This window comes from Micromonospora sp. NPDC048887 (genome assembly GCF_040649715.1).
In the GTDB taxonomy this organism is placed as follows: Bacteria; Actinomycetota; Actinomycetes; order Mycobacteriales; family Micromonosporaceae; genus Micromonospora.
The window spans coordinates 87,326-112,104 of sequence record NZ_JBEZGA010000015.1 but is presented as its reverse complement, the minus strand read 5'-3'; the positions used below and the strand labels follow the sequence as shown (position 1 = coordinate 112,104).

The 24,779-nt window shown below is 71.8% G+C and carries 25 protein-coding genes and 1 pseudogene; 16 read left to right on the top strand and 10 right to left on the bottom strand.

The window, feature by feature from the left end:
- The first annotated feature begins 55 nt into the window (after positions 1-55).
- The 7 genes from AB0C17_RS22355 (at position 56) to AB0C17_RS22325 (ending at position 7,236) form a co-directional block, all read left to right on the top strand.
- On the top strand, positions 56-472 hold the full coding sequence (locus AB0C17_RS22355; protein ID WP_357385799.1) for a PPOX class F420-dependent oxidoreductase: 417 nt from the start codon (positions 56-58) through the stop codon (positions 470-472).
- Positions 473-519: 47 nt separating this feature from the next.
- Positions 520-1,110, top strand: coding sequence for a DinB family protein (locus AB0C17_RS22350; RefSeq protein ID WP_357385797.1), 591 nt, complete (start codon positions 520-522; stop codon positions 1,108-1,110).
- 90 nt (positions 1,111-1,200) lie between these two features.
- Complete coding sequence (locus AB0C17_RS22345; RefSeq protein WP_357385795.1) at positions 1,201-3,012, top strand: hypothetical protein; 1,812 nt, start codon at positions 1,201-1,203, stop codon at positions 3,010-3,012.
- Positions 3,013-3,042: 30 nt separating this feature from the next.
- Positions 3,043-4,053 (top strand): glycosyltransferase family 2 protein, encoded by a 1,011-nt coding sequence (locus AB0C17_RS22340; RefSeq protein ID WP_357385793.1) that lies wholly within the window; start codon positions 3,043-3,045, stop codon positions 4,051-4,053.
- 112 nt (positions 4,054-4,165) lie between these two features.
- Positions 4,166-5,302: an SPFH domain-containing protein gene (locus tag AB0C17_RS22335; RefSeq protein WP_357385791.1), complete on the top strand. Its 1,137-nt coding sequence runs from the start codon at positions 4,166-4,168 to the stop codon at positions 5,300-5,302.
- Positions 5,299-6,390, top strand: a complete 1,092-nt coding sequence (locus tag AB0C17_RS22330) for a hypothetical protein (protein WP_357385789.1) — start codon at positions 5,299-5,301, stop codon at positions 6,388-6,390. The genes AB0C17_RS22335 and AB0C17_RS22330 overlap by 4 nt, the downstream gene beginning before the upstream one ends.
- A gap of 147 nt (positions 6,391-6,537) precedes the next feature.
- Positions 6,538-7,236: a DUF4386 domain-containing protein gene (locus AB0C17_RS22325; protein WP_357385787.1), complete on the top strand. Its 699-nt coding sequence runs from the start codon at positions 6,538-6,540 to the stop codon at positions 7,234-7,236.
- 6 nt (positions 7,237-7,242) lie between these two features.
- On the opposite strand, the gene AB0C17_RS22320 is transcribed toward AB0C17_RS22325, so the two are convergent.
- Positions 7,243-8,040 carry a glucose 1-dehydrogenase gene (locus AB0C17_RS22320; RefSeq protein WP_357385785.1) on the bottom strand — a complete coding sequence of 266 codons (798 nt, stop codon included), beginning with the start codon at positions 8,038-8,040 and terminating at the stop codon, positions 7,243-7,245.
- Positions 8,041-8,127: 87 nt separating this feature from the next.
- Between AB0C17_RS22320 and AB0C17_RS22315 the strand changes: the two genes are divergently transcribed.
- Entirely contained in the window at positions 8,128-8,967 is an 840-nt protein-coding gene (locus AB0C17_RS22315; RefSeq protein ID WP_357385783.1) for a helix-turn-helix transcriptional regulator, read from the top strand.
- A gap of 19 nt (positions 8,968-8,986) precedes the next feature.
- Here AB0C17_RS22315 and AB0C17_RS22310 read toward each other — a convergent pair whose 3' ends face one another.
- Together AB0C17_RS22310 and AB0C17_RS22305 are read right to left on the bottom strand one after the other, a co-directional pair.
- Positions 8,987-10,252 (bottom strand): cellulose-binding domain-containing protein, encoded by a 1,266-nt coding sequence (locus AB0C17_RS22310; protein WP_357385781.1) that lies wholly within the window; start codon positions 10,250-10,252, stop codon positions 8,987-8,989.
- 187 nt (positions 10,253-10,439) lie between these two features.
- Positions 10,440-11,345, bottom strand: coding sequence for a DUF6745 domain-containing protein (locus AB0C17_RS22305; protein ID WP_357385779.1), 906 nt, complete (start codon positions 11,343-11,345; stop codon positions 10,440-10,442).
- A 154-nt stretch (positions 11,346-11,499) separates the two neighbouring features.
- Here AB0C17_RS22305 and AB0C17_RS22300 point away from each other — a divergent pair, with 154 nt between their 5' ends.
- Positions 11,500-11,961 (top strand): SRPBCC family protein, encoded by a 462-nt coding sequence (locus tag AB0C17_RS22300; protein WP_357385777.1) that lies wholly within the window; start codon positions 11,500-11,502, stop codon positions 11,959-11,961.
- 686 nt (positions 11,962-12,647) lie between these two features.
- Positions 12,648-13,058 carry a DoxX family protein gene (locus AB0C17_RS22295; RefSeq protein ID WP_357385775.1) on the top strand — a complete coding sequence of 137 codons (411 nt, stop codon included), beginning with the start codon at positions 12,648-12,650 and terminating at the stop codon, positions 13,056-13,058.
- 24 nt (positions 13,059-13,082) lie between these two features.
- On the opposite strand, the pseudogene AB0C17_RS22290 reads toward AB0C17_RS22295, so the two are convergent.
- Positions 13,083-14,180, bottom strand: a pseudogene (locus tag AB0C17_RS22290) (glycosyl hydrolase 53 family protein).
- 58 nt (positions 14,181-14,238) lie between these two features.
- Positions 14,239-15,420 carry a cellulose binding domain-containing protein gene (locus AB0C17_RS22285; RefSeq protein WP_357471692.1) on the bottom strand — a complete coding sequence of 394 codons (1,182 nt, stop codon included), beginning with the start codon at positions 15,418-15,420 and terminating at the stop codon, positions 14,239-14,241.
- 186 nt (positions 15,421-15,606) lie between these two features.
- On the opposite strand from AB0C17_RS22285, the gene AB0C17_RS22280 reads away from it, so the two are divergent.
- The 4 genes from AB0C17_RS22280 (at position 15,607) to AB0C17_RS22265 (ending at position 18,430) form a co-directional block, all read left to right on the top strand.
- The gene (locus AB0C17_RS22280) at positions 15,607-15,885 is read left to right on the top strand and encodes an FmdB family zinc ribbon protein (protein ID WP_357385769.1); all 279 of its coding nucleotides are present in this window, start codon (positions 15,607-15,609) and stop codon (positions 15,883-15,885) included.
- A 60-nt stretch (positions 15,886-15,945) separates the two neighbouring features.
- The gene (gene fmdA / locus AB0C17_RS22275; RefSeq protein ID WP_357480293.1) at positions 15,946-17,199 is read left to right on the top strand and encodes a formamidase; all 1,254 of its coding nucleotides are present in this window, start codon (positions 15,946-15,948) and stop codon (positions 17,197-17,199) included.
- Between the two features lie 102 nt (positions 17,200-17,301).
- Positions 17,302-17,631: a cupin domain-containing protein gene (locus AB0C17_RS22270; RefSeq protein WP_357385765.1), complete on the top strand. Its 330-nt coding sequence runs from the start codon at positions 17,302-17,304 to the stop codon at positions 17,629-17,631.
- Between the two features lie 289 nt (positions 17,632-17,920).
- Positions 17,921-18,430: a hypothetical protein gene (locus AB0C17_RS22265; protein ID WP_357480290.1), complete on the top strand. Its 510-nt coding sequence runs from the start codon at positions 17,921-17,923 to the stop codon at positions 18,428-18,430.
- Between the two features lie 58 nt (positions 18,431-18,488).
- On the opposite strand, the gene AB0C17_RS22260 is transcribed toward AB0C17_RS22265, so the two are convergent.
- Positions 18,489-19,445 (bottom strand): YafY family protein, encoded by a 957-nt coding sequence (locus AB0C17_RS22260; protein WP_357480288.1) that lies wholly within the window; start codon positions 19,443-19,445, stop codon positions 18,489-18,491.
- A gap of 58 nt (positions 19,446-19,503) precedes the next feature.
- On the opposite strand from AB0C17_RS22260, the gene AB0C17_RS22255 reads away from it, so the two are divergent.
- Entirely contained in the window at positions 19,504-20,247 is a 744-nt protein-coding gene (locus tag AB0C17_RS22255) for an alpha/beta fold hydrolase (RefSeq protein WP_357480285.1), read from the top strand.
- Between the two features lie 68 nt (positions 20,248-20,315).
- Here AB0C17_RS22255 and ygiD read toward each other — a convergent pair whose 3' ends face one another.
- On the bottom strand, positions 20,316-21,161 hold the full coding sequence (ygiD, locus tag AB0C17_RS22250; RefSeq protein ID WP_357480282.1) for a 4,5-DOPA dioxygenase extradiol: 846 nt from the start codon (positions 21,159-21,161) through the stop codon (positions 20,316-20,318).
- 145 nt (positions 21,162-21,306) lie between these two features.
- Between ygiD and AB0C17_RS22245 the strand changes: the two genes are divergently transcribed.
- Positions 21,307-22,395, top strand: coding sequence for an epoxide hydrolase family protein (locus tag AB0C17_RS22245; protein WP_262012050.1), 1,089 nt, complete (start codon positions 21,307-21,309; stop codon positions 22,393-22,395).
- Here the strand turns inward: AB0C17_RS22245 and AB0C17_RS22240 are convergent.
- The 3 genes from AB0C17_RS22240 to AB0C17_RS22230 all read right to left on the bottom strand — a co-directional run bounded on the left by AB0C17_RS22240 (position 22,379) and on the right by AB0C17_RS22230 (position 24,573).
- The gene (locus AB0C17_RS22240; RefSeq protein ID WP_357480278.1) at positions 22,379-22,711 is read right to left on the bottom strand and encodes a hypothetical protein; all 333 of its coding nucleotides are present in this window, start codon (positions 22,709-22,711) and stop codon (positions 22,379-22,381) included. The two genes, AB0C17_RS22245 and AB0C17_RS22240, sit on opposite strands and share 17 nt — an antisense overlap.
- On the bottom strand, positions 22,708-22,887 hold the full coding sequence (locus tag AB0C17_RS22235) for a hypothetical protein (RefSeq protein WP_357480276.1): 180 nt from the start codon (positions 22,885-22,887) through the stop codon (positions 22,708-22,710). Before AB0C17_RS22235 ends, AB0C17_RS22240 begins: the two co-directional genes overlap by 4 nt.
- Positions 22,888-23,376: 489 nt before the next feature.
- Positions 23,377-24,573 (bottom strand): helix-turn-helix transcriptional regulator, encoded by a 1,197-nt coding sequence (locus tag AB0C17_RS22230; RefSeq protein WP_357480273.1) that lies wholly within the window; start codon positions 24,571-24,573, stop codon positions 23,377-23,379.
- Between the last annotated feature and the right edge of the window lie 206 nt (positions 24,574-24,779).

The window sequence follows — 24,779 nt, the reverse complement described above, 5'->3', positions numbered from 1 at the left end:
GCCCCGCCCGCCGCATGACCAGCGGCGGGACCGGCGGGTACGTAGAGTGGGAGCCATGTCGAAGCCGCCGCTGCCCGAGCCCGCCGTCGCCATGCTGTCCAAGCCGAATCCCGCCGTCATCGCCACACTGCGCGACGGCCAGCCGGTGACCGCGGCCACCTGGTACCTCTGGGAGGACGGCCGCGTCCTGGTGAACATGGACGAGGGCCGCCGCCGGCTGGCGCACCTGCGCAGCGACCCCCGGGTCTCCCTGACGGTGCTGGACGAGGGGAACTGGTACACCCACGTCAGCCTCATCGGGCGGGTGGTCGAGGTGCGCGACGACGAGGGCCTGGCGGACATCGACCGGATCTCGCAGCACTACACCGGACGGCCGTACCCGCGACGGGACCGCGGCCGGGTCAGCGCGTGGATCGAGATCGAGCGCTGGCACGGGTGGGGCGCGCACAAGGACAACGACCAGACCGGCTGACCGCCGCCGCCCCCACGATGTCCGACCCATGCGCGAGAGTGTCGGGCATGACCGAATCGAAGGACCCGAAGACCGCGCTGCACCACTACCTCCGCGCGATCCGGGAGAACCTGATCTGGAAGCTCGACGGGCTGAGCGAACGCGAGGCCCGGCTTCCCCGCACCGCGACCGGCAACAACTTCCTGGGCCTGCTCAAGCACTGCCTGAACGTCGAGGCCGGCTACTTCGGGCCCACGTTCGGCCGCGAGTTCCCCAACCCCGGGGAACTGGTCGCGCTGGAGATGTTCGACGCGGACCCGCAGGCGGACTGGTACGCCCGGGAGGACGAGACCAAGGACGGGCTGATCGACCTCTACCGCCGGGTAGGAGCGTTCGCGGACGAGACGATCGAGACGCTGCCGCTGGACGCGCCGGGGCGGGTGCCGTGGTGGTATCCGGGCCGGCAGGACGTCACGCTGCACCAGATCATCGTGCACGTCTGCGTCGACCTGGCCCGGCACGCCGGTCACGCCGACATCATGCGCGAGCAGCACGACGCGGCGATCGGGCTGGGGCGGGAGAACCGGAACGTCCCCGACGGCTATGACTGGCCGGCGTACGTCAGTAAGCTGTCGGCGCTCGCGGACCGGTTCGCGTAGCCGGCCCTTCCGGTACTGCGGGCCGGAAGTTTCAACCATATTTCGGACAGCGGATCGACAGGATCAGCAGCATCGTGAAGCATCTATCCCATGAAAATCCGGCCCGCCGTCGCCCCGCCGGCCGCTGAGGACAGCGGTCCCGCGCAGCCGCCCGCCGATCCGCCCTCGGACGACAGCCCCACCGACGAGCGCCCGACGGACGGCAGCCGCCGGTGGCGGCCGAACCCGGAGTGGACGCTGGCGATCCTGGGCAGTCTGCTGCTGGCGGTGGTGCTGACCTGGCCGACGTTGCGGCACCCGGCGACCACGATCCCCGGCGACCTGGGCGACCCGACGTTGCAGGCGTGGCAGGTCGCCTGGTCGGGGCACGCCCTGCTCAACGACCCGGCCAACCTGTGGAACTCGAACACGTTCTATCCGGAGCGCTACACCTACGCCTACAGCGACACGCTGCTCGGCTACGCGCCGTTCGGGATGCTCGGCTCCGGATTCGAGGCCGCGCTGATCCGCTACAACGTGCTCTACGTGCTGTTGCACGCGCTGGCGTTCGTCGGGGCGTACGCGCTGGCCCGGCAGCTCGGCGCGAACCGCTGGGGCGGTGCGGTCGCCGGGGTGGCGTGGGCGTACGCGCCGTGGCGGCTGGCGCACTCCGGCCACCTGAACATCCTGTCCAGCGGCGGGATCGCGCTGGCGCTGGCGATGCTGGCGCGTGGCCACGGCTGGTCGCTGCGCCACGGATACCGCCCGGAGCGCCGTCGGCCCGGCTGGGCGGTGGCCGGGTGGCTCGTCGCGGCCTGGCAGGTCACGCTCGGCTTCGGCATCGGGCTGCCGCTCGTCTACTTCCTGCTGGCCGCCGCGCTGGTGGCGGCCGGCTGCTACGGCTGGTCCTGGTGGCGCAAGCGGGAACGGCCCCCGTTCGGCCGGCGGCTGCTCGTCGCGGACCTGGCCGGTGGCGCCGTGTTCGGCACCGTCACGCTGCTGCTCGGGCTGGTCTACCTGCGCGTGGTCGACCTCAACCCGCAGGCCGTCCGGTCGCTGGACTGGACCAAGATGTTCTCCCCGCCGCTGATCGGGTTCGTCACCGCGCCCGGCGACTCGTGGCTGTGGGGGGAACGGCACGCCGCCGCCCGCGAACAGCTCACCTGGCCGCCGGAGATGGCACTGCTACCAGGCATGACGCTGATCGGGCTGGCCGCGGCGGGGCTGTTCGTCTCGGCCTTCCCGGTGCGGCACCGGGTCACGCTGGGCCTCGGCGTGGCCGGCACCGTGCTGCTGGGCCTCGGTTCCACGCTCGGCGGGGACGGCGAACCCGGCTACCTGACGCTGTCCCGGCTCCTGCCGGGCTGGGACGCGTTGCGCACCCCGGGCCGGATGATGCACTGGACCAGCCTGTTGCTGGCCGTGCTGGCGGCCGGGCTGGTGACCGCGCTGGCCGAGTCGTGGCGCCGGCCGGCGGCGGCGCGCGCGTCCCGGGCCGTCGCGGCACTGGTCCTGCTGGTGCCGCTCGCCCTGGTCACGCTGGAGGGCGTCAACCGTACGCCGCACCCGGTCGTGCCGACGCCACCGGCGGCGATGCGGACCGCGCCGGAACCCATGCTGGTGCTGCCCGCCGGTGGGGTGGGCGACCTGAACTACATGCTGTGGTCGACCGACGGGTTCCCCCGGATCACCAACGGGCTCGGCGGTTTCGAGCCGGTCACCCAGGCCCAGACCCGGGTCGCCGTGGCCTCGTTCCCCGACGCGGGCAGCGTGGCGTACCTGCGCGGGATCGGCGTGCGGTCGGTCGTCGCGGTGCCGAGCCGCGCGGCGGGGACGCCGTGGGAGGGCATCGAGACCCGGCCGGTCGACGGGCTGGGCATCACCCGGGAGGATGTCGATGGCACGCTTGTCTACCGCCTCTGACGCCGGGTGCCCGGGCGCGGGCCGGGCACGGTGAGCGCCGTGCGGTTGTCAGTGGTGGTGCCCTGCTTCAACGAGGAAGCGTCGGTGGAGCGGCTGCACGAGATGCTCAGCGTCGCGTTCGCCGAACTGCAGGACGTGGACGTCGAGGTGGTGTACGTCGACGACGGCAGCGAGGACGGCACGCTTGCGGCGCTGCGCCGGCTCGCCGCCGCCGACCCGGCCGTCTGCTACACGTCGCTGAGCCGCAACTTCGGCAAGGAGGCGGCCATGCTCGCCGGCCTGCGCCGGGCCACCGGCGACGCGGTGGTCATCATGGACGCCGACCTGCAACATCCGCCGCGGTTGCTGCCCGAGATGGTGATGCTCTACCGCCAGGGCTTCGACCAGGTGATCGCCCGCCGGGACCGGCGTGGGGACCGGTTCATCCGGATGGTCGCCTCGCGCTCCTTCTACCGCCTGGTCAACTGGTGGATAGACGTCCGCCTGCTCGACGGCGCGGGCGACTTCCGGCTGCTGTCCCGGCTCGCGGTGAACGCGATCCTGGCCATGCCGGAATACAACCGCTTCTCCAAGGGCCTGTTCTCGTGGATCGGCTTCCGCACGGCGGTGGTGGCGCACCGCAACGAGACCCGGCAGGCCGGGCACAGCCGCTGGACGTTCGGCAAGCTGTTCAACTACGCGTTCGACGGCCTGCTGTCGTTCAACAACCGGCCGCTGCGCCTGGCCATCTACGGCGGGCTGTTCCTCACGCTCATCGCGGTGGGCTACATGGCCTGGGTGGTAGCGGACGCCGTGGAGAAGGGCATCGACGTGCCCGGCTACACCACGATCATCGTCAGCGTGATCGGGCTCGGCGGCATCCAGATGATGATCCTCGGGGTGATCGGCGAGTACATCGGCCGGATCTACTACGAGACCAAGCGCCGCCCGCACTATCTGGTGCAGGAGACCGAGCGCCTCGTCGATACCCCCGGCCGGGCGTCCCGGCTTCCGGAGCAGCGTACGGCCACCGGCGAATCGATGGCCGGCGAAACCGGCTGAGCGCCTCCGATCGGTGGCCGCCGATAGCGCCGAAAAGCTGTCTTTTCGCAGGTGGCGGGCGGTTGCTATGGTCGCCGCGACGCCGGAGACCGGCGCCGAGGAAAGGGTTGCGATGGGGCTGATGGACAAGCTCCGGGGCGAGCTCATCGACATCATCGAGTGGCTGGACGACAGCCGCGACACGATGGTCTGGCGATTCCCCCGGTATCAGAACGAGATCAAGATGGGCGCCCAACTGGTCGTCCGGGAGTCCCAGACGGCGGTGTTCGTCAACGAGGGGAAGATCGCCGACGTCTTCGCACCGGGGACGTACACGCTGGAGACCCGCAACCTGCCGATCCTGTCCACCCTGAAGGGCTGGAAGTACGGCTTCAACTCTCCGTTCAAGGCCGAGGTGTACTTCGTCAACACCCGGCAGTTCACGGACATGAAGTGGGGCACCCAGAACCCGGTCATCCTGCGCGACGCCGAGTTCGGTGTGGTGCGGGTGCGGGCGTTCGGCGCCTTCGCGGCCCGAGTGGTGGACGCGGCGCGGCTGCTACGGGAACTGGTCGGCACCGACCCTCAGTTCCGCACCGAGGAGGTGCAGGAGTACCTGCGGCAGCTCATGGTCGGGCGGCTCGGCGGCGCGCTCGCCACGGCCGGGGTGCCGCTGCTGGACCTCGCGGCGCACCAGGACGCGATCGGCCGGCGGCTGGCCGCCGTGCTGACCGAGGAACTGGCCGAGGTCGGTATCGCGATCCCCAAGTTCGTCATCGAGAACGTGTCGGTGCCGCCGGAGGTCGAGAAGGCGCTGGACAAGCGGACCAGCATGGGCGCGGTCGGCGACCTGGACCGGTACACCCGCTTCCAGGCGGCGAACGCGATGGAGGCCGCGGCGAACAACCCGGGTGGCGAGGCGGGCGCGGGCATCGGCCTCGGCCTCGGCATGGCGATGGGCCAGCAGATGGCCCGGTCGATGGGCGGGGGCGCGGCCACGCAGCCGGTGCCGGCCCAGCCGGCCCCCGCGCAGCCGGCCGCCGCCGAGCCGCCGCCGCTGCCGGACCAGGCCCAGTGGTACGTCGGCGTCGGCGGCCAGCGGCAGGGCCCGTACGACCTCGGTGGGCTGGCCGAGCAGGCGGGTGCGGGCGCGCTCGGCGCGGACACGCTCGTCTGGCGCGCCGGCATGGCGCAGTGGCAGCCCGCCGGGCAGGTGCCCGAGCTGGCGTCGGTCCTCGCCAGCGTCCCGCCGCCGCTGCCGCCGGCATGAGCGACACGGCTGTCTCGCCGCCCTCGTACCAGTGCGGGGGGTGCGGCGCCCGGGTGGAGTACGCGCCGGGCACCACCACGCTGAGCTGCCCGTACTGCGGGTACCGGCAGGAGATCGCCGGCGCCGGCCGGGAGGTGCGCGAGCACGCGTACGCGGAACTGGCGTCGCTGCCCCGCAAGCCGGTGGCGAGCGTCGGGGCGCACACGTTCGTCTGCCCGGGCTGCGGCGCCCGGACGGAGAGCGACGCGCTGGCACAGCGCTGCCAGTTCTGCGCCACCCCGCTGGTGGCCGACGCCGGAGCGGGTGAGCTGATCGCGCCGGAGGCGGTGCTGCCGTTCGCCGTCGACCGTAACGGCGTGCGGACGGCCCTGGGCCAGTGGTGCGGCAGCCGCTGGTTCGCGCCCGGGAGCCTGAAGAAGATCACCGAGGCGGAGACGCTGAAGGGCACGTACCTGCCGCACTGGACGTTCGACGCGCGGACCGTGTCGGACTACCAGGGTCAGCGGGGCGAGCACTACTACGTCACCGAGACGTACACGGTGACGGTCGACGGCAAGCAGGAGACGCGGACCCGGCAGGTGCGGCACACCCGGTGGCATCCGGCCGCCGGCACCGTCCGCCGGGACTTCGACGATGTGCTGGTGCCCGCCACCACCCACCTGCCCACCGAGCAGTTGGACAAGCTTGCGCCGTGGCCGCTGGCCGAGGTGACCGCCTACCACGGCGACTACCTGGCCGGATACCAGGCCCTGCGGTACGACACCGAGCCCGAGGCAGGGCTGACCGAGGCGAAGGCGCGGATGGCGCCGGTCATCGAGCGGGACTGCCGGTCGGACATCGGCGGCGACGAGCAGCGGGTGTCCGCCGTCGACACCACGTACTCCGACGTGTCGTACAAGCTGGTCCTGCTGCCGGTGTGGATCGCCGCGTACCTGCACGCCGGGCGGTCGTACCAGGTGCTGGTGAACGCGCGGACCGGTCAGGTCATCGGCGAGCGCCCCTACAGTGCGGCGAAGATCGCGGCGGCGGTGCTGGCCGCGCTCGCGCTCGTCGCGGCGATCGTGGTGGCGTACGCGATGAGCCGCTGACGCGTACGGGCCACCGGTGTGCCGCACCGGTGGCCCGTACGCATCGCGCGAGGTGACTGCCCGAGCGGCCGATGCGCCGCCGGGCCGGTCCGCAGGACAGTGAGGGCACGACCACCATCGGCCGGGCGGCGGCGGAGGGGAAACCCGATGGACTCACTGCGAAAGACGTCGCTGGTCGCGGGCGGCGCCTATCTGCTCACCTTCGTCTCGATCCCCACCCTGACCCTGTACGCCCCGATCCGCGAGGCGGACTACGTCCTGGGCACCACGTCGGACGCCCCGGTCGTCCTCGGTGGCGTGCTGGAGATGATCGTCGCGCTCGCCTGCGTCGGCACCGCCGTCGCGCTGTACCCGGTGCTCAAGCACCAGGGCCCGGCCCGGGCGCTGGGTTTCGCCGGCGCCCGGGGCCTGGAGGCAGCCGGCATCCTCGTCGGCGTCGCGAGCGTCCTGACGCTCGTCGCGCTGCGGCGGTCCGGGGCCGGGCCGGACGCGCTCGTCACCGGCCAGGCGCTCGTCGCCTTCTACGACTCGGTGTTCCTGCTCAGCCAGTCGCTCCTGCCGGCAGTGAACGCGCTGCTGGTGGGCACCCTGCTGTACCAGTCCCGCCTCGTGCCGCGCGTGCTGCCGGTGCTCGGTCTCGTCGGCGCGCCACTGCTCGTCGCCTCCGACCTCGGCGTCCTGTTCGGCGCCTGGGACCGGCTGTCGCCGGTGACGGCTGTCGCCGCGCTCCCCATCGCGGTGTGGGAGTTCTCGCTCGGTGTCTACCTGGTCGTGAAGGGCTTCCGGCCCTCGCCCGTCCCGGCCGGCGCGGTCGAGCCCCGGCCGGTCCAGGACGCCACCGTCTGAGCCGGGTCAGGCCCGCGCGCCGCCGTCGACCCGCAGCACCGTGCCGGTGACGAAGGAGGCGCGGTCGCTGAGCAGCCAGGCGGCGGCCTGGGCGATCTCGTCGGGCTCGGCGGCCCGGCGCAACGGCGTGGCGGCCGCGAGCCGGTCGATGATGCCCGGCGACTCGGCGTCCCAGGAGCGCATCATCTCGGTGAGCGTACTGCCCGGGGCGATCGCGTTGACGCGGATGCCCTCCGGCCCGTAGGTGACCGCGGCGGACTCGGTAAGGCTGTTCACGGCGCGCTTCATCGCCCCGTACGCGGGCAGTTCGGGGTTGCCCATCAGGCTGCCGACGCTGGAGTTGTTGACGATCGCGCCGGTGCCGGCGGTGGCCCGGATCGCGGCGACCTCGGCGACCATGGCGAGCCACGGTCCCTTGAGGTTGACGGCGTAGACGTGGTCGAAGTCGTCTTCGCGCACCCGGTCCATCGGTCCGGGCGGCACGATCGTCGCGCCGTTGTTGAAGGCGACGTCGAGGCGGCCGTACACCTCGACGGCGCGGTCGACGGCGGCACGCACGCTCGCCGCTTCGGCCAGGTCGCAGACGACGTACTCGGCGGTGCCGCCCGTGGCCCGGATCTGCTCGGTGACCGCCTTCAGCTGTTCCTCGGTCCGGGCGGCGAGCAGCACCCGGGCGCCCTCGGCGGCGAACAGCCGGGCCGCCGCGGCGCCGATGCCGCGCCCGGCGCCGGTGATGAAGGCGACCTTGCCGGCCAGCAGGCCGGTGGTGGGGTGGACGGTCGTGTCGGTTCGTGTGGTGTCCATGCCGGCAAGCCTGCGTCCGGTCGCGGAGCCCATCCAGGTACGGCCGGTACCTGGTTACGCGCCGCCGCGCACGGGCACACTGGGGTCGTGGACCGACGTGAGCTGGCAGTGTTCCTGCGCAGCAGGCGGGAACAGATCGCACCGGCCGACGTGGGCCTGCCCGCCGGACGGCGGCGCCGCACCCCCGGGTTGCGTCGCGAGGAGGTGGCGCGGCTGGCGTTCATCTCGACCGAGTACTACACGCGGCTGGAGCAGGGCCGGGGTCCGCGTCCGTCGCGGGAGGTGCTGGCCGGGCTGGCCCGCGCGCTGCGGCTCTCCGACGCCGAACGCGACCACCTCCACCACCTGGCCGGGGAGCCGCCCGCGCCGCCGCCCGGGCCACCCCGGGAGGTACGCCAGAGCGTGCTGGACCTGCTGCACCGGCTGCCGCAGGCGGCGGCGTTCGTGACCTCGGCGGCGTTCGAGGTGATCGCCTGGAACGACCTCGCGGCGGCGCTCATGGAGGACTTCTCCGCGGTGTCCCGGCGGGACCGCAACCTGGTCCGCCGTGCCTTCCTCGGCCCGCACCTGATGTACGGCGTGTCGGACGCGAGCGAGTTCGCCCGCCACTCGGTCGGACGGCTGCGCGCCGCCGCGGCCCGCTATCCGGACGATCCGGAGATGGCCGCGCTGATCGCGGAGCTGCTCGCCGGGAGCGAGGAGTTCGCCCGCCTGTGGGCCTCGCACGAGGTGGGCGGCGCACGGACGCTGTGCAAGACGTTCCGGCACCCGCTGGTCGGGCCGGTGACTGTCAACTGCGACGTCCTCGACATCACCGACCGCGACCAGCAGGTGGTCATCTACACCGCCACCCCCGGCTCACCGTCGGAGGAGGCGCTGCGGCTGCTCTCCGTGATCGGCACGCAGCGCATGACGGTGGAGCACTGAGCCACCCGGCGACGGCACGTCAGCAGCCGATCCGGCTGGACCCGACGGCGGCGTCGTCGTACCAGAGGGTGTCGGCGCCGCCGCCGTAGCTCTCCCAGCCCAGCTTCAGGTCGGTGAGCTGCGGTCGCCAGGTGCGGTTGTACCACTGGCCGTCGATGTCGTGCGTCGGCACGCCGTCGGCGGTCAGCCCGGTCACCGCGACGCCGTCCAGCCAGGTACGCAGTTGACCGGCCGAACCGTCCACCATGAACTCGAGGCAGGCCCAGCGGTTGGTGGGCAGCGGCACGCTCTGCGCCACCCCGGCCGGGCTCTGCTCGGGCAGCGTGGCGTCGTCGGAGGCGCGGTTCCACTGGAGCGCGCCGTTCTGGCCGCCCAGCCGCAGGTCCCGGTTGCCGTCGGCGGCGTCGGCCATGGTGATCATCGTGGTGTGGTCGGTGGGCTGGGCGGTGGTGTGCCGCACCCAGATCCGGGCGTACCTGACGCTGCCCAGGCCGCTGAGGTTCTTCGTGGTCCGGACGAACACGTGGTTGCAGTACCCGGCCGCGCCGTTGATGCGGACCGCGCGGCTGCCGCTGTGCGTGGTGGACGTGTCGATGGTGGCCGTGCCGGCGCCGGAACAGTCCGGGCTCACCACGCTCCAGTCACCCGACGGCGTCGAACCGGTCTGGTTCTCGAAACCGTCGCAGAGCACCGCCCCCGCGCACCCGCTCGGCGGTGGGGTGGTCGGCGGCGCCGTCGTGGGAGGTGCCGTGGTCGGCGGCGCGGTCGTCGGCGGCGCCGTGGTCGGCGGCGCCGTCGTGGGCGGGGCGGTCGTGGGCGGGGCTGAGGTCGGCGGCGCCGTGGTGGGCGGCGGTGTGGTCGGGCCGGCGCCGTTGCACGGTACGCCGTTCAGGCTGAACCCGGTCGGCGTGCCGCCTGCGGCGCCGAATGTGCCCTGCACGCCGAACTCGGTCGAGCCGCCGGCCGAGATGCTGCCGTTGTACGACACGTTGCGGGCGGTCACCGTCGACCCGGACTGGCTGACTGTGGCGTTCCAGCCGTTCGTCACGCGCTCGTCCCCGGCGTACGTCCAGGTTACGGTCCAGCCGGAGACGGCTGTGTCACCCGGTGACACCTTGATGTTCGCGGTGAACCCGCCGGGCCACTGGTTGGGTGTGTAGTCGACCCGGCAGCCCTGCGCGGCCGCGGCCGGGCCGGTGAGCAGGGCCGTACCGGCCGCGGTGACGGCGGCCAGCGCGGCGACGGCCGCCACGAGCGGTGCGGGTCGGGCACGGAGAATCGTCATGGAGAGTCCTTCGACGTCGGGCAGGGCGCGGCGGCACGCGTCCCGGATCGGACGCGGCGGCGCGCGAGGATGCGGCGCGGCGATGCGCCAGGGTGAGTGGTCGATGCGTACGACCGATGTGCCCGGCTCGAAGGCGGCCCGGTCAAGCCGCCGAGGTCCGCGGACCTCGGCGACGCCCGAGTCCAATCTATTTATCGCCGCCTATCAAATCAATGTCTGCGCCCGCGCCGCTCAGCGGTGGTTGCCAGCCGTCCCGATAGCGCACGCCGCCGGGCCGCAGCCGGATCCGGTCGTGCGCCGTTCCCGCGACGGGCTCGGTCCGGATGACCGCCGGCCGGTCCACGACGACGCAGACGTCCTCCCCCGGCCACCACCAGCCGCCGGAGCGGGCCAGGCCGGCCCAGGTGTCGAGGTGCCCGTCCTCGTCCGGCCCGTACCGGGCGAGGCCGAGCCGGCGCAGCACGTCGTAGTACGCGATCCATGACGCGTCCTGCTGCCCGTACCAGCACACGGGCACCGGGCCGCCGCTCGCCAGCGCCGCACGCACCGGCAGGTAGAGCCCGTGCGCGAGGCTGCGGTGCAGCGCCGCGCGTACCCCCTGGTGCAGCACGACGGCGAGCGGTACGCCGCTGTCGAGGGCCCGCTGCGGCGGCAGCTCGGGCCACGGCTCCCTGGCCTTACCGGTGCGGGCGGGTGACAGCTCGGGATCGGTGTGCGCCACGCCCGCGCTGAGGGCACCCCGGAGCTGGGACACGATCATGGCGATGTCGCTCGCCACCAGCGGCGTCCTGGGCGGCCGTGCCGCCCGGATGCGGTCGTGGAGCGAGTCGAGTGTGGGCCAGCCGGCGACCAGGGGAATCGCCTTGGCCGGCGAGTCGACCCACTCGAACCGGGGTCGCGGCCGCGACGCCCTCGCGTAGACGGCGGTCAGGCAGCGCTCGGCGGCCGGCCGGTCGGCCGGCTGCGTGTTCAGGGCGTGGTCGAGCCATTCCTGGCGGATCCGGACCGCCTGCTGCCACAGGCCGCCGGGGTCACCGCCGCGAACGGCCTGCGGGATCGTCGCGGCGCCGTCGCGCCGCGTGCGGGCGCTCATCGCGCCGGGGCGTCGCCGCCCTTCAGGTAGGAGATCATGGCCCGACTCTGACTCACGGCGCGGCATCGCTCAAGCGAATTCCGGCCATATAGTGACCGCGTTCGCCGTGCCCGAGGGAGAGAAGGGAACACCGCTGACCGTGGACAGTGACCGCTTGACCCGACCCCCCGTCATCACCGCGCAGATGCTCGTCCGCCGGCCCGCCGCCGAGGTCTTCCAGGCGTTCGCCGACCCGGCGGTGACCACGAGGTTCTGGTTCACCAGGAGCAGCGGCCGGCTGGAACCCGGCGCCACTGTCACCTGGGAGTGGGAGATGTACGGCGTCTCCACCGTCGTCACCGTCAAGGACGTGGAGGAGAACCGCCGCATCCTGGTCGAGTGGGATCCGGAGTCACCCACCCAGGTCGAGTGGCGGTTCCTGCCGGGCGAGGGCGACACCACGCTGGTCCGGATCACCGAGAGCGGCTTCGCCGGCACCGCCGACCAGGCCGTGGGCAGGGCGATCGACTCGATGGGCGGGTTCACCATGGTCCTCTGCGCCTGCAAAGCGCTGCTCGAGCAGGGTGTGCTGCTGAACGCGGTCGCGGACGCCCACCCGAGCGGCTTCGGGGACTGACCGGGTCGGCTGCGGGCGGGCCGGGCCCACCCGCAGCCCTGCACGGGCGGCTGCCGGAGCCCGAAGCCAGCGGAGCACGTGGTGGCCGTCACTGTTCGTCGACCGCCCCGGAACGAGGTTGGTCAGGCCGAGCATCGCCCCGACGAACGCGGCGCCGAGCATCGCCGGCCGCGTCCACGCCGTACCGGTGGACGCCGACGCGACGACCAGCGCCGCCGCGGCGCACAGATTGGCCGACGGGCCACCGAGATAGAACAGCACCATTCGCAGCGGCAATGCCGTCATCGACGGCGAAGGCCCTACCGACACCTCGTTGCGCCAACCGTTGAAGGGCGCGATGCGTACCGCGACGACCGGCAGGCGCAGCAGCTTCGCCACGACGAGGTGTCCGCACTCGTGCAGGACGAGGTGCGGCCACAACGACACGCAGGTGAGGCCGGCGGCGGCCATCGCACCCGGGACGGACTCGGTGACGAGCAGCGCGAACGCCGCCGACTCCACCGCCAGGAGGAGTGACACGGCGACCAGCCGGCGGCGGAGCTTCACCGGAAGAGGGTACGGCCGGGTGACGGGCGGCGTGGCCCCACTGCGTGGCGCGGCTGTCAGCGATGAGTTCGCCCGCCCTGGCCGGTCTGAACTGGTGCGTCCGATCGGATGCGGAACACCAGCCGACCGCAGGAGGAACGATGACCACGACCGTTGCCGACACCACTCCCCCGCCCGTCGCCCGCGGGCTGCACCGGACGCTTTGGGTGCTCCAGATCCTCCTCGGCGTCTTCTTCATCGTCGCCTCGGCCGGCCCCAAGCTGTTCGGCGAGACGAACGCGGTCCAGTCCTTCGAGGACATGGGCGCCGCGCCCTGGTTCCGCTACTTCATCGGCCTCGTGGAGCTGGCCGGTGGCATCGGGCTGCTCGTGCCGCGACTGGCCGGCCTGGCCGCCGTCGGGCTCGCGCTGCTCATGCTCGGCGCCGCCGTCACCCAGGCGTTCATCCTGGACGGCGGCGCGCTGGTGCTCACCCCGGTGGTGCTGTTCGCGCTGTTCGTGTTCATCGCGTGGGGCCGCCGCCACTCGATCGGCCGGCTCCTGCGGCGCTGAGCCGGGGGTGCGCCGGCCGGCCCGTCAGGGCCACCAGTGCACCCCCGGGTTCACCCGCCCGAACCAGTCGAAGACGGCCATGTTGTCCCACTGGTTCCCGGTGCCGTTGATGTTCGCCGGGTCCCAGCCGTTGCCGCTGACCGCGTACCAGGTCGGCTCCCAGTAGAAGACACCGATCGCGCCGGCGTTGCGGGCGGTGTTCTGCACCCAGTCGAACTCCTAGGCCTGCCCGGCCCAGGTCGCGCTGATGCCGTCGCAGGTCGCGTCGCCGATGGCGTTCGGCTCGCCGTCGGCGTTGTCGCGGGTGAAGGGGTACGCGGTCTCCACGATCACCACCGGCTTCCCGTAGCGGCCGCGCAGGTCGACGATGTTGTTGTAGAGGTTGGCCAGGCTGCCGTGCCACATGCAGTAGTACGACAGGGCGGTCATGTCCCACTGCACGCCCTGCGCCCGGATGCCGTCGTAGAACCACCGTGCGTTGGCGTTGCTGTCGGCGTTCGCGGTGTGGATCATCACCGGGATGCTGCTGCCGCAGGTCTTGACCGCGTTGTAGCCCTGCTTGAGCAGCCAGGCCAGCGGGGCGAAGTCGTTGTTGACGACCCTGCCCTCGTTCCACAGCATCCCGACGTTGATCTCGTTGCCGATCTGCACGCTGTCCGGCGGCGTGCCCTGCCCCCGCAGGGCGGTGCAGACGTCGTACGTGAAGGCGTACACGTCGTCGCGCAACTGGCTGAGGCTGTGGCCGGCCCAGGCGGCCGGCTTGTACTGCTTGCCCGGGTCGGCCCAGGTGTCGGAGTAGTGGAAGTCGATCAGCACCTTGAGGCCCTTGGCCTTCGCCGTACGCGCCTGGACGAGCACCTTGCTCTTGTTGTTGTAGCCGCTGCGCGGGTTGTTCCAGACGCGCAGCCGGACGTAGTTGACGCCGACGGACCGGAGGATGTCCAGCGGGTCGCGGGCCACCCCGTTGGCGTCGTAGTACTGAGCGCCCAGGTCCAGGCTGCGCTGCAAGGAGGAGACGTCGGCGCCGCGCATGGTGAGCGTGTTGGCGGCGGCGACCGGCGCGGGCGTACCCCCGAATGTGGTGGTGACGGCGAGGACGACGGCCGTGACGGACCCGACCAGGGTGCGGTGGCGGTGCGATGTGCTCACGATGCTCCTCTCAGCCGGTCGCGGACGGTGCTCAGCCCACCGCGCAGGGGGCCCCGTTGAGCGAGAAGGCGGTCGGCGGCGCGTCGCTCGCGCTCCACCGCCCCTGGAAGCCGAACGTCGCGGAGCCGTTCGGCGCGATGAGGCGGTTCCAGTCGGCGTTGCGGGCGATCACCGCGGCGCCGGTCTGGCTGACTGTGGCGTTCCACGCGGTGGTGACCTGCTGGTCCCCCGGGAAGCCGAAGGTGAGGGTCCAGCCGTCGACGGGCGCCGTGCCGGTGTTCTGGACCGTCACCGCCGTCACGAAGCCACCCGGCCACTCGGACTGGTTCCGGTAGGTGACCCGGCAGGTCGACGGCGGCGGTGGCGGTGGCGTGGGCGTCGTGGGCACGGTGACCGTGTTGGAGGCGATCGACACGTTGCCGGCGGCGTCGCGGGCCCGCACGTAGTACAGCGTGCGCAGCGGCGTCGGCGCCGGCAGCGACATCGTGTACGTGGTGCCCGGCACGGTGGCGACGCGCGTGGAGGTGAACCAGCCGTCGAACCGGTAGACGTCGTAGGCGAGCACGCCGACGTCGTCTGTCGACGGTGACCACGACAGCCTGGCGGTCGAGTCGGTCACCTCGCCGACCGTGAGGTTCCCCGGTGCGCTGGGCGGGGTGGTGTCCGGGCCGGTGTCCGTCACCGGCGTGACCACTGTCAGCGGGTCGCTGGCGGGCGAGCGACGGTTGTCCCCGTCCCGGGCCGACACCCGGAACGTGTACTGCCGGCCCGGCTGGATGTAGTTGGTGACCGTCGCGGTGGTGACGTCGCCGAGGCTGAGGCTGTAGACCACGTCGTCGAACGGGCTGAGGTAGACGATGTCGTACCCGACGACGGGGCAGCAGCCGCGCGTGGCGGCCGTCCAGGTGAGCGTGACGGACGTGCTCCGTACCTGGGTGGCGGTCAGGTTCGTGGGCGCGCTCGGCGGGAACGGCGTGGTGCTGGGCGGGTCGGGCGGCTTGGGCGTCGACGTGGGCGTCACGGTCCCGGTCGGGGCCGCGACGGGCGTCGCGGCGCCGCCGGGCGCCGGAGCGGCAGCGGGGTACGCGGTGCCGGCGTCCGCCGGCGGGGCGGCGCTCAGGGCGGTGACGAGTACGGCGGTGGACAGCGCGACGGCGACCGGCAGACCCGGCCGCAGGCGGCGCAGAAGTGAGGACGAGGAGACGGCGGCCATGGGTAGACGATGCCCGTCAGGCATCGATGATCGCCAACGTGTCCCACGCCTCGGCCGGCGCGACGAACTCCGCCTCATTCGTCGTTTCGCGCCGCTTATGTCAGCAATAGGCCACAATCGGAGAGACAGGGTGAGCCACTGCGGAACGGCCCACCGCACGCACGAAAGGCTGGACGGGACGCGGCGATGGCCACCTTCGAGTACCGCTGCCCGCAGGACGGCAGCTTCGACGTCGTGACGCCGGTCGGCACCGCGGACCCGTCGACGGGCTGCCCCCGGTGCGGGTTGCCGGCGGCCCGGGTGTTCTCCGCGCCCCGGCTCGCCCGCATGCCGGCGGCGCTGCGCGACGCCATGGACCGGACCGAGCGCAGCGCGGAGCAGCCGGAGGTGGTCGGGCGGGTGCCCGGCCGTCGTCCGGCACGCCGCTCGACGAACCCGGCCCACGCCCGTCTGCCCCGATGGTGACCGGGCTCGGGCAGTCCACCTGACCCGCCGCGGCGGGACGCACGAGAAGGGCTCGACACCGTGCCTGAACTGCTGTTCCCTCTAGACTCGACGAAGAGGTTCACCGACCAGGAGAAGGTCGGGCACAACCGCTGGCATCCCGACATCCCGCCCGTGGCGACGGTACGGCCCGGACAGTCGTTCCGCGTCCACTGCCGCGAGTGGTTCGACGGCGCGATCCACAACGACGACTCCGCCGAGGACATCCGGGACGCTCCGCTGACCCGGGTCCACGCTCTCAGCGGCCCGTTCGCCGTCGAGGGCGCCGAGCCGGGCGACCTGCTCATGGTCGACATCCTCGACATGGGCCCCATCCCGCAGGAGTCCGGTCCGCTGGCCGGCCAGGGCTGGGGCTACACGGGCATCTTCCCCACCGGCAACGGCGGCGGCTTCCTGACCGAGCAGTTCCCCGACGCCTACAAGGCGGTCTGGGACTTCAGCGGCCGCAAGGCCACCTCCCGGCACATCCCCGGGGTGTCGTTCACCGGGATCGCCCACCCGGGGCTGATGGGCACCGCCCCGTCCGCGTCGCTGCTGGCGACCTGGAACCAGCGGGAGGGGGCGCTGATCGCGACCGCGCCCGACCGGGTGCCGCCCCTGGCCCTGCCCCCCGAGCCGCAGGACGCGATCCTCGGCAGCCTCACCGGCGCCGACTTCGACCGGGTGGCCGGGGAGGCGGCGCGTACCGCCCCGCCCCGGGAGAACGGTGGGAACCAGGACATCAAGAACTTCACAGTCGGCAGCCGGGTCTTCTACCCGGTGTTCGTGCCGGGTGCCAACCTGTCGCTGGGCGACCTGCACTTCTCCCAGGGCGACGGAGAAATCACCTTCTGCGGCGCCATCGAGATGGGCGGCTTCGTCGACCTGCACGTAGACCTGATCAAGAACGGCATGCAGACGTACGGCGTCGCCGAGAACACGATCTTCATCCCGGGCGACACCCCGCCGCAGTTCAGCCAGTGGCTGGCCTTCTCCGGGCTCTCGGTCACCCTCGACGGCGAACAGCGGTACCTCGACTCGCAGCTCGCCTACCAGCGCGCCTGCCTGCACGCCATCGACTACCTGACCCGCTTCGGCTACCAGCCGGAACAGGCGTACCTGCTGCTCGGCGCCGCACCCATCGAGGGCCGGCTCTCCGGCGTGGTGGACATCCCCAACTCCTGCGCGACCGTCTACCTGCCCACCGAGATCTTCGACTTCGACATCCGCCCCTCGGCCGCCGGTCCGACCCGCATCAACCCGGGCAAGGGCGCCCCGAAGGCCACCATGCGGTGAGCGGCTGAGCACGCCGAAGGCCGGTGGTGCGGCGACGGGGCGCGCACGCTACGGTTCGCGGAGGAGCACCCTGCCCGGCGCGACGAGCAGACAGGAGACCTCATGCAGAAGTCATCCCTCACCGCACTGGCCCGCGAGCAGCTGGAACTCGCGCACACCTCCTCCAGCGGCCGCAGCAGCTCCACCGTCTACGGCGGCCACGAGCACACGCTCCGGCAGACGCTGATCGCGCTGACCGCCGGGCAGATGCTCGGCGAACACGAGAACCCCGGCGAGGCCACCGTCCACGTCCTGCACGGCCGGGTCCGGCTCGGCGCCGGCGAGACCTCCTGGGACGGCGCTGCCGGCGACCTGCTGATCGTGCCGGACCGCCGGCACAATCTGGAGGCGCTCGAAGACTCAGCGGTGCTGCTCACCGTCGCCAAGCGCTGACGGTCCGGCCCCGGGAGGCCGGCAACCGTGCCGGGGCGTCGACGGCCGTCTCGAACGCGCCGTCAGCCGTCAGGGCGTCTATCGGCTCACCGACGAATCCGCCGCTCGACTGGGCGCCCTGCTCGACGGGGCGCCGGCCCCGAGCCGGGGTCGTGAAGGCGTACCCGGACTGCCGGGAGAGGCTTTGACAGCAGCGCGTGCCGCCGCTCGGCGGCGATGTCACACTGCGGCAGTGGAGCGCTTTCGGTGTGCGGGCTGCGGGAAGCCGCTGAGCGTCCCGGTCCGGTTGGTGGAACTGCCGGCGGCGCCGCACTGGTCGGTCCTGGACTGCCACCAGGTGAACCCGCCGCTCCTTGGCCCCGGCACCTACGCGATCGACGAGGCCGCCTACGGCCGTGATCAGGTCACCGACACCTTCGTCCTCTCCCCCGGCGACGTACGCGGGACACGCTTCGTCCATGACCGCGTCCACACGGGTTGCTGGTCGATGGTGGGCTGGATCCCCTGCGTCGCCTGTCAAGGCTGCGGGGCCGTGATCGCCTCGCGGACCGACGACTGCGGGACGGCGCAGGAACTGCGCTTCCTTCCCGCGATGGTTGTCCGGGAGCGGTGTGACGACGGGCCGGACCGCGTGACCGATCCGTTCGCGCTGATCGCCGACTGGGACCGTCCTGCGCCCGACACCAGACGGCACCGTGGGGTGCCCGAGCCGACCCGTCCTCGTCCCGAACTCGTCGCCACCCGCTGGGGCGGCCGAGGCGTGCGGGAAGCTCTCTTCCGGGACGATCCGCCGGCCTGACCCGGCCGCGCGCCGTCCGCACGTGGGCCGAGGCGGGTCTGACCACCTTTTCCGAGCCTCAAGCGGTGGCGTCGGCGAGCAGTCGGGCGGCCAGGGCCCGCACCTCGTCCTTGAGTTCGCCCGGTCGGTCGATCGTGAACGGCCAGCCGAGCCCGGCGAGCATCTGTGCCGCACCGTCGAGCCGTTCGGCTCGGGCGGTGAGACGCACTCCGCCGGGCACCTCGGTGAGCGTGCCGACCGAGGGCGGGATTCGTCGCTGCGCCTGCTCCAGGCTGGTGTGCAGCACCACGGAGATGTCGTGCGCGTACGGCACGGCTGCCAGACCGGTGAGTACCTGCGTGGTGGGATCGAAGCCGGCCGGGATGTCGAACCTGCCCTGAAGGGGGTGGGCTGTCCCGATGCGGTCGAGGCGGAACGTCCGTACGGCCTGGCGGTTGTGGTCGTGACCGGTGACGTACCAGCGGCCGGCGTGGAAGACCAGCCCGTACGGGTCGAGCTGACGTTCTCCGGACTGGCCGCGCCAGGTGGTGTAGGTGATGCTCACCGGTTGCTGATGCCGGGCCGCTTCGGCGAGCACCAGCAGCACCTCGATGCCGGGCGGGGCCGGCTTCCGGACCCGGGCGGTGAAGTCCACGGTCTCCAGCAGCGAATCGATTCGCCGGGCGAGAACGGCCGGCAGCACCCGGCGGATCTTCGCGGTCGCGCTCTCGGCGGCCGCGCCTTCGGTGGTGACCAGCCCGGCCCGGGTAGCGGCGACGAGCCCGAGCATGACGGCGACCGCCTCCTCGTCGGTGAGCATGAGCGGCGGCAGCTTGTATCCAGGCGCGAGCCGGTATCCGCCGTAGCGACCGCGCCGGGCCTCGACCGGGATGCCCAGGTCGGCGAGGTGCGCGGCGTATCGGCGGACCGTGCGCTCGTCGACGCCCAGCCGACCCGCCAGGTCCGCGACGGTGAAGCCGCCGCCGGCCTGGAGGATCTCCAGCAACGCCAGTACGCGCGCGGTCGGCCGGGTCAAGAATCCCCATTTCTAATCCGGGCGGAACATGTCCGGTATTGATCGTAGCGTGGCACGCATGACGACCTTCGTACTGGTTCCCGGGTTCTGGCTCGGCGCATGGGCCTGGCGGCCGGTCACCGCCGCCCTGCGCGGGCACGGCCACGAGGTGTACCCGCTGAGCCTGACCGGCCTGGGCGAGCGCGCCCACCTGGCCCGCCCGGACACCGACCTCGACGTCCACGTCACCGACGTGGTCAACCTGCTGCGCTACGAGGACCTGCACGACGTGGTTCTCGTCGGGCACAGCTACGCCGGCGCGGTCGTGACGACCGCCGTTGCCGACCGCATGACCGACCGCATCGCCCAACTGGTTTTCGTCGACACCGGCCCGCTACCCGACGGCGCGGCGAACGCCGACTTCAGCCCGCCCCAGGAGCGTGAACGCAACGCGGCGGTGGTCGCCGGACACGGCGACGGCTGGCGGCTGCCACCCCCGCCGTGGGCCGAGCTGGCAGCGGGCGCGGCAGACGTGGATGATTCGGTCGTCGCGTTGCTCGCTGAGCGGTCGGTGGCCCAGCCGTGGTCGACTGCCACCACCCCGGTGCGGCTCACCGGGGCGTGGGAGAAGGTGCCCCGCCTCGGCGTGCTGTCGAGCTTCACCGTCGAGCAGGCACGCCAGATGGCCGCCACCGTGCCGCTGTGCCGGCACATGGCCGGCGATCCGTGGCGGTACGAGGAACTGCCGACGTGGCACTGGCCGATGCTCAGCCGACCGGTCGAGCTGGCCCAGATCCTGCACGAAGGCAGGCCGACGGCGTAGCCCGCAGTGCCCGGGCGACCTGAGTACGGTCGCCCGGGCACCGAAGCGGTTGACCAGCCGGCGCCTGCTCAGATGTTGGAGCCGTCCGGCGGCAGCCCGGGCGGTGGCTGCGGGGATCCGCCCCGGCCGGCAGCCGGTGGACAGGACATGCCCAGCGTGTAGGCCGTCATGGACAACGAGCCGTAGGCGTAGCCGTCGACCAGGACCTCGGTGTCGGGGGTGTCCATGGCGGCGGCCAGGCCGGCGAGATACAACGCGGGGATGAAGTGGTCCGGTGTCGGTACCGCACGGCGGAAGTCCCCGTGAGCGTCGAGGGTCGCGTACTCGCCCGGGTCGGTCAGCATCCGGGTTTTGGCGTCCTCGTCGAAGCGTCGCGCCCAGTCGAAGCCGTCGTCGGTCAGCGCCCAGTCCATGCCGCGCAGGTTGTGCACGACATTGCCGCTCGCCACGATCAGCACGCCGCGCCGGCGCAGTGGAGCGAGCCGGGCGCCGAGTTGAAGGTGGTAGTCCATCGGCTTGTCGGCGTTGATGCTGAGCTGGACGACGGGAATCGTCGCGTCCGGAAAGGCGTGCATCAGCACCGACCAGGTGCCATGGTCGATGCCCCAGCTGTCGACGTCCGCCCCGACCCAGGTCGGATGGACGACGTCACTGACCTCCTCAGCCAGCTCGGGCAGCCCCGGCGCCGGGTACTGCACCTCGAACAGCTCCTGCGGAAACCCGTAGAAGTCGTGGATGGTCCTCGGCCGGGGCATCGCGGTGACGGCCGTGGCGTTGATGTACCAATGGGCACTGACCACCAGGATCGCGCGGGGACGCGGCACCGCGGCGCCGAAGGCTCTCCACGCGGACGTGTACCGGTTGACCGCGAGGGCGTTCATCGGGTTGCCGTGGCCCAGGAACGCCGCGGGCATCAAGACATCCAAGGCCGGATGTACGTCTGAAGGCACGTGGACACGATAGTGCCGCCTCCAGCGGTTCCGGCCTGAATCACGCTCCCCGGCAGGCTGCCCATTCGGGCGGCTGCCGAGTGACCCCTGGCGATGGGACCATGATCGGGTGACGCCCTTCCAGATCGATGTGCCCGAAACCGTCCTGGACGACCTGCGCGCTCGGCTCTCGCGGACAAGGCTCGCGCCGGCCGCCCCGGGAGAGCCGTGGGCCGCAGGCACCGACCCTGGGTACCTGGCAGATCTGGTGCGGTACTGGCTCGACGGATTCGACTGGCGTGCGGTCGAGCGTGCCCTCAATCGGCACCCTCAGTTCGTCACCACGATCCGGGGCACGCCGGTCCACTTCGTTCACGTCCGCTCGGCATCGCCCGACGCCACGGCGCTGATCCTGACCCATGGCTGGCCCAGCACGTACACGGAGATGCTGCCCCTGGTGTCCCGGCTCGCAGATTTCGACCTCGTCATACCGAGCCTGCCCGGCTTCGTCTTCTCCGGACCACTCGCCGAGGGCCCGACGACCGAGGCGGCCGTCGCGGACGTGTGGGCCGAGCTGATGACCCGTCTGGGCTACGACCGCTTCGGCGCCTACGGTGGCGACATCGGGTCCGGCGTGACGACGTGGCTCGGCGCCCGCCACGCAGATCGGGTCGTCGGGGTCTTCTCGCAGCACATCAAGTTTCCGCCGGCGGACCGCAGGGGCAACCTCAGCCCGGCCGAGGAGGCGTTCGTCGCCATGCTCGACGCGAAGGCCCAGGACGACTGGGGCTACGGAGTCATCCAGGAGACACGGCCCGACACGCTTGCGGCCGCGCTGAGCGACTCGCCGTCTGGACTGGCCGCATGGATCGTCGAGAAGTATCAGCGCTGGAGCGACTGTGGTGGTGAAATCTCCCGCCGGTTCGGCTTCGACGAGCTGCTGACCACCGTGATGCTGTACTGGGTCACCAACTGCATCGGCACGTCCTTCCGTCCCTACCGTGACGACCGCCTGGCCCCACATCTGCCGATGGTCACCGTGCCCGCCGGTATCACGGTGAGCGTGGAGGACGCCGGCCTGCCCCGGTCGTTCGCCGAACGCACCTACGCCAACCTCACCCACTGGCGCGAGCCCACCGTCGGCGGTCACTTCCTCGCCCAGGAAGAGCCCGACCTGCTCGCTGCCGACCTGCGCGCGTTCTTCAGCGCGCTGCGGTGATCCAGCGGGTAGGCCGCCAGTTCCACGCGGGTGGCGCCCGGTCGTCCGTACCCGGTCGAACACCCGGCTCCGATCCGGCTGGCACGGGTGGGCCGGTTTCCCTGGTCCAGCCGAGGAAACGGCGGTGCAACACGCCCGCCGGAGTCCACGGCATGTCCTCGGTGGCCTGGACGAGATAGGCGCCGAGGTACAGCGCCAGCGACACCGGCGCATCCATGAACTCCGCGCGCAGCTCACGCTTGCGCGTAGGGCACGGCCAGGGCAGGTCGCAGCCGCCACAGCTCCAAACCGGCATGACAGGCCCGTGGGTGGTCACCGCGCGCCCTCCAGGAAGCGCGCGGTGATCGCCCGCGCCTGCCGGCTCGTCGCCCATTCCACCTGCCAGCAGGGGTACGGCGTGAGCCGCGACCACCACGCTCGGCAGCCGGCACACATGCCGTCGAGCCCTCGGACATGAACCGCGAGGATCGCCTGTTCCTGCTCACTGGTCACTGGTCATCCTCCGACGGCCAGTGGCCCCGATTGATCGGAATCCGATGCCGGGCGCGACACGGCAGGTCGGACCCACAGCGGCAGACGCGCCGCCAGAGCCGCCACGACCACACCGGCCGGTGCCTGCGAGCAAGAGTCAGCGCGGTGGCAGACAGGTATTCGTCATACGAGACGCGCCGCTCCCGCGACATTGATGTGTCCCCGGCGCCCGCCGGGGCCTGTTGCCCGCCTCGCGCCTGGTCCAGCAACCGCCGCCGGGCGATGTCCTGCTCGATCATCTGGATGCGCTGCCCGACGCCGTACGCCGTCGGAATCGACGGGAGGTACCGGCCCACGAGTCGCCGCAGGAGCCCGACAGGCACCGTCATCTACTGGCCCTCCGTGATAAGAGCACGAAGTGGCACCTGCTGATGTGCCTCGATCCGCGCCCGGTTCAGTGAGGTCCAGCGTCGCGCCGCGCGCGCCTACGATCCAGAAGGTGACTGTCCGCTAACCAGGTGTGCTGTCCGCTGTTGATCGTCGGCCCGGGGCGTACTCGACGCACAGTTCACGGAGCATCGCGGCCTCGGGCACTCCGAGATCCTCGACCTTGGCCAGCAGTTCCGCGGCTCGCCACCAGTTCGACGGCACCACTCGCCCGGACGCCACGGCCTGCGCCCCGAGAGCAACCGCTTCGTCCGGCTGACCGGCGGCGACAAGAGCAAGCCCGAGGTCGAGACGCGCCGATGTCGACCGGCGTGGCCGCGCTCCCCCGTCGCCGTGCGGATCCAGATCGGCCAGTACGGCCCGAGCCACCTGCTCCGCGCCCGGGTCACCGGCCCACGCCAAAGTCGTGGCCGTATAGGCGGCGGCCTTGGCGGGGTCGTAGCGATAGTGATGCTCGGCTCGCTCGGGAACGGGCAAGTTCGCCGCCAATCGCTCTACCCGATCCAGCGTTCGCCGGGTGGCAGCAACGTCCCCAATGCGAGCCCACGCGCGGGCCTCCTGAGCAGTAGCCTGGATCCTGGCCGAGCTGCCCTGAGGCGCGACCCGTTGAGCCTGCTGGGAGAGATCGAGTGCCGAACGGTAGTCGCCTTGCGTCAGCACGTCCCAAGCCCGCGTCTCCAGACACCATGCCTGGATCTCGGGATGCTCAGCATGTTCGGCAAGGTCACGGGCAGCTCGCAGATGAGCAGCCGCAGCATTCCGCTGCCGCAAATCGATGTGGACCGTGGCCCGCAGCACCGCCAGCCAACCGCCGGCAACCAACAGCCGACGCTGTTGAGCAAGCGTCACCCGCCCGTCCAGCAGCCGCACCACATAGGAGAGGTGCCGCCGCACCAACGGCAACAGATCCGCCGGTGCCATCGTCGGATAGGAGCTGGCAAGGTCGTCAACGCCCTGCTCGATCCGTTCGAGCATGTCGTTGCTGACATCACTCGCGGCGACTCTCGCCCGCAACTCGCCGGCCTCGGCCGCATGGTCGATCGGCGCATCGACCAGCCGAGCAAGCACTCCCCCGGCGTCGAGAATCCGGTCCAGGTGGCGCGCTGTGTCGACCGTCGGAGCTTTGAGCCCTGCCTCCAGCTCGTGCAGATGGCTCTTACTCCGATGAGCGAGTTGCCCGAGAGACCGGAGCGACAGGCCACGCCGCTCCCGAAACTCGCGCAGAGCTATCCCAAAGCGCGGATCGACGGACGAGGCCATAGCGCCGCTCCCAGCTCAAGAGGCCAGGCGAGTCAGCCGGCCGCCACCCCATCGACGGTACCCCGACTCTCCGCACGCGGATGCCCACGCTGCTCCGTGAAGCGGGCCAGGGCCAGGGTGACAAGGTGGAGCGCCCCACCGGACGTAAGACCTTGTCAGCCTGGCCCTGGTCTGCTCGGCTTGCCTGGGTCGGTGGCTGGTGGGAT

Excerpts from the sequence above, each read along its gene's own strand:
- AB0C17_RS22355 (WP_357385799.1), top strand. The coding sequence starts at position 56 with ATGTCGAAGCCGCCGCTGCCCGAGCCCGCCGTCGCCATGCTGTCCAAG.
- AB0C17_RS22350 (WP_357385797.1), top strand. The coding sequence starts at position 520 with ATGACCGAATCGAAGGACCCGAAGACCGCGCTGCACCACTACCTCCGC.
- AB0C17_RS22345 (WP_357385795.1), top strand. The coding sequence starts at position 1,201 with ATGAAAATCCGGCCCGCCGTCGCCCCGCCGGCCGCTGAGGACAGCGGT.
- AB0C17_RS22335 (WP_357385791.1), top strand. The coding sequence starts at position 4,166 with ATGGGGCTGATGGACAAGCTCCGGGGCGAGCTCATCGACATCATCGAG.
- AB0C17_RS22330 (WP_357385789.1), top strand. The coding sequence starts at position 5,299 with ATGAGCGACACGGCTGTCTCGCCGCCCTCGTACCAGTGCGGGGGGTGC.
- AB0C17_RS22325 (WP_357385787.1), top strand. The coding sequence starts at position 6,538 with ATGGACTCACTGCGAAAGACGTCGCTGGTCGCGGGCGGCGCCTATCTG.
- AB0C17_RS22320 (WP_357385785.1), bottom strand. The coding sequence starts at position 8,040 with ATGGACACCACACGAACCGACACGACCGTCCACCCCACCACCGGCCTG.
- AB0C17_RS22310 (WP_357385781.1), bottom strand. The coding sequence starts at position 10,252 with ATGACGATTCTCCGTGCCCGACCCGCACCGCTCGTGGCGGCCGTCGCC.
- AB0C17_RS22305 (WP_357385779.1), bottom strand. The coding sequence starts at position 11,345 with ATGAGCGCCCGCACGCGGCGCGACGGCGCCGCGACGATCCCGCAGGCC.
- AB0C17_RS22295 (WP_357385775.1), top strand. The coding sequence starts at position 12,648 with ATGACCACGACCGTTGCCGACACCACTCCCCCGCCCGTCGCCCGCGGG.
- AB0C17_RS22285 (WP_357471692.1), bottom strand. The coding sequence starts at position 15,420 with ATGGCCGCCGTCTCCTCGTCCTCACTTCTGCGCCGCCTGCGGCCGGGT.
- AB0C17_RS22280 (WP_357385769.1), top strand. The coding sequence starts at position 15,607 with ATGGCCACCTTCGAGTACCGCTGCCCGCAGGACGGCAGCTTCGACGTC.
- AB0C17_RS22270 (WP_357385765.1), top strand. The coding sequence starts at position 17,302 with ATGCAGAAGTCATCCCTCACCGCACTGGCCCGCGAGCAGCTGGAACTC.
- AB0C17_RS22255 (WP_357480285.1), top strand. The coding sequence starts at position 19,504 with ATGACGACCTTCGTACTGGTTCCCGGGTTCTGGCTCGGCGCATGGGCC.
- ygiD (WP_357480282.1), bottom strand. The coding sequence starts at position 21,161 with ATGCCCGCGGCGTTCCTGGGCCACGGCAACCCGATGAACGCCCTCGCG.
- AB0C17_RS22230 (WP_357480273.1), bottom strand. The coding sequence starts at position 24,573 with ATGGCCTCGTCCGTCGATCCGCGCTTTGGGATAGCTCTGCGCGAGTTT.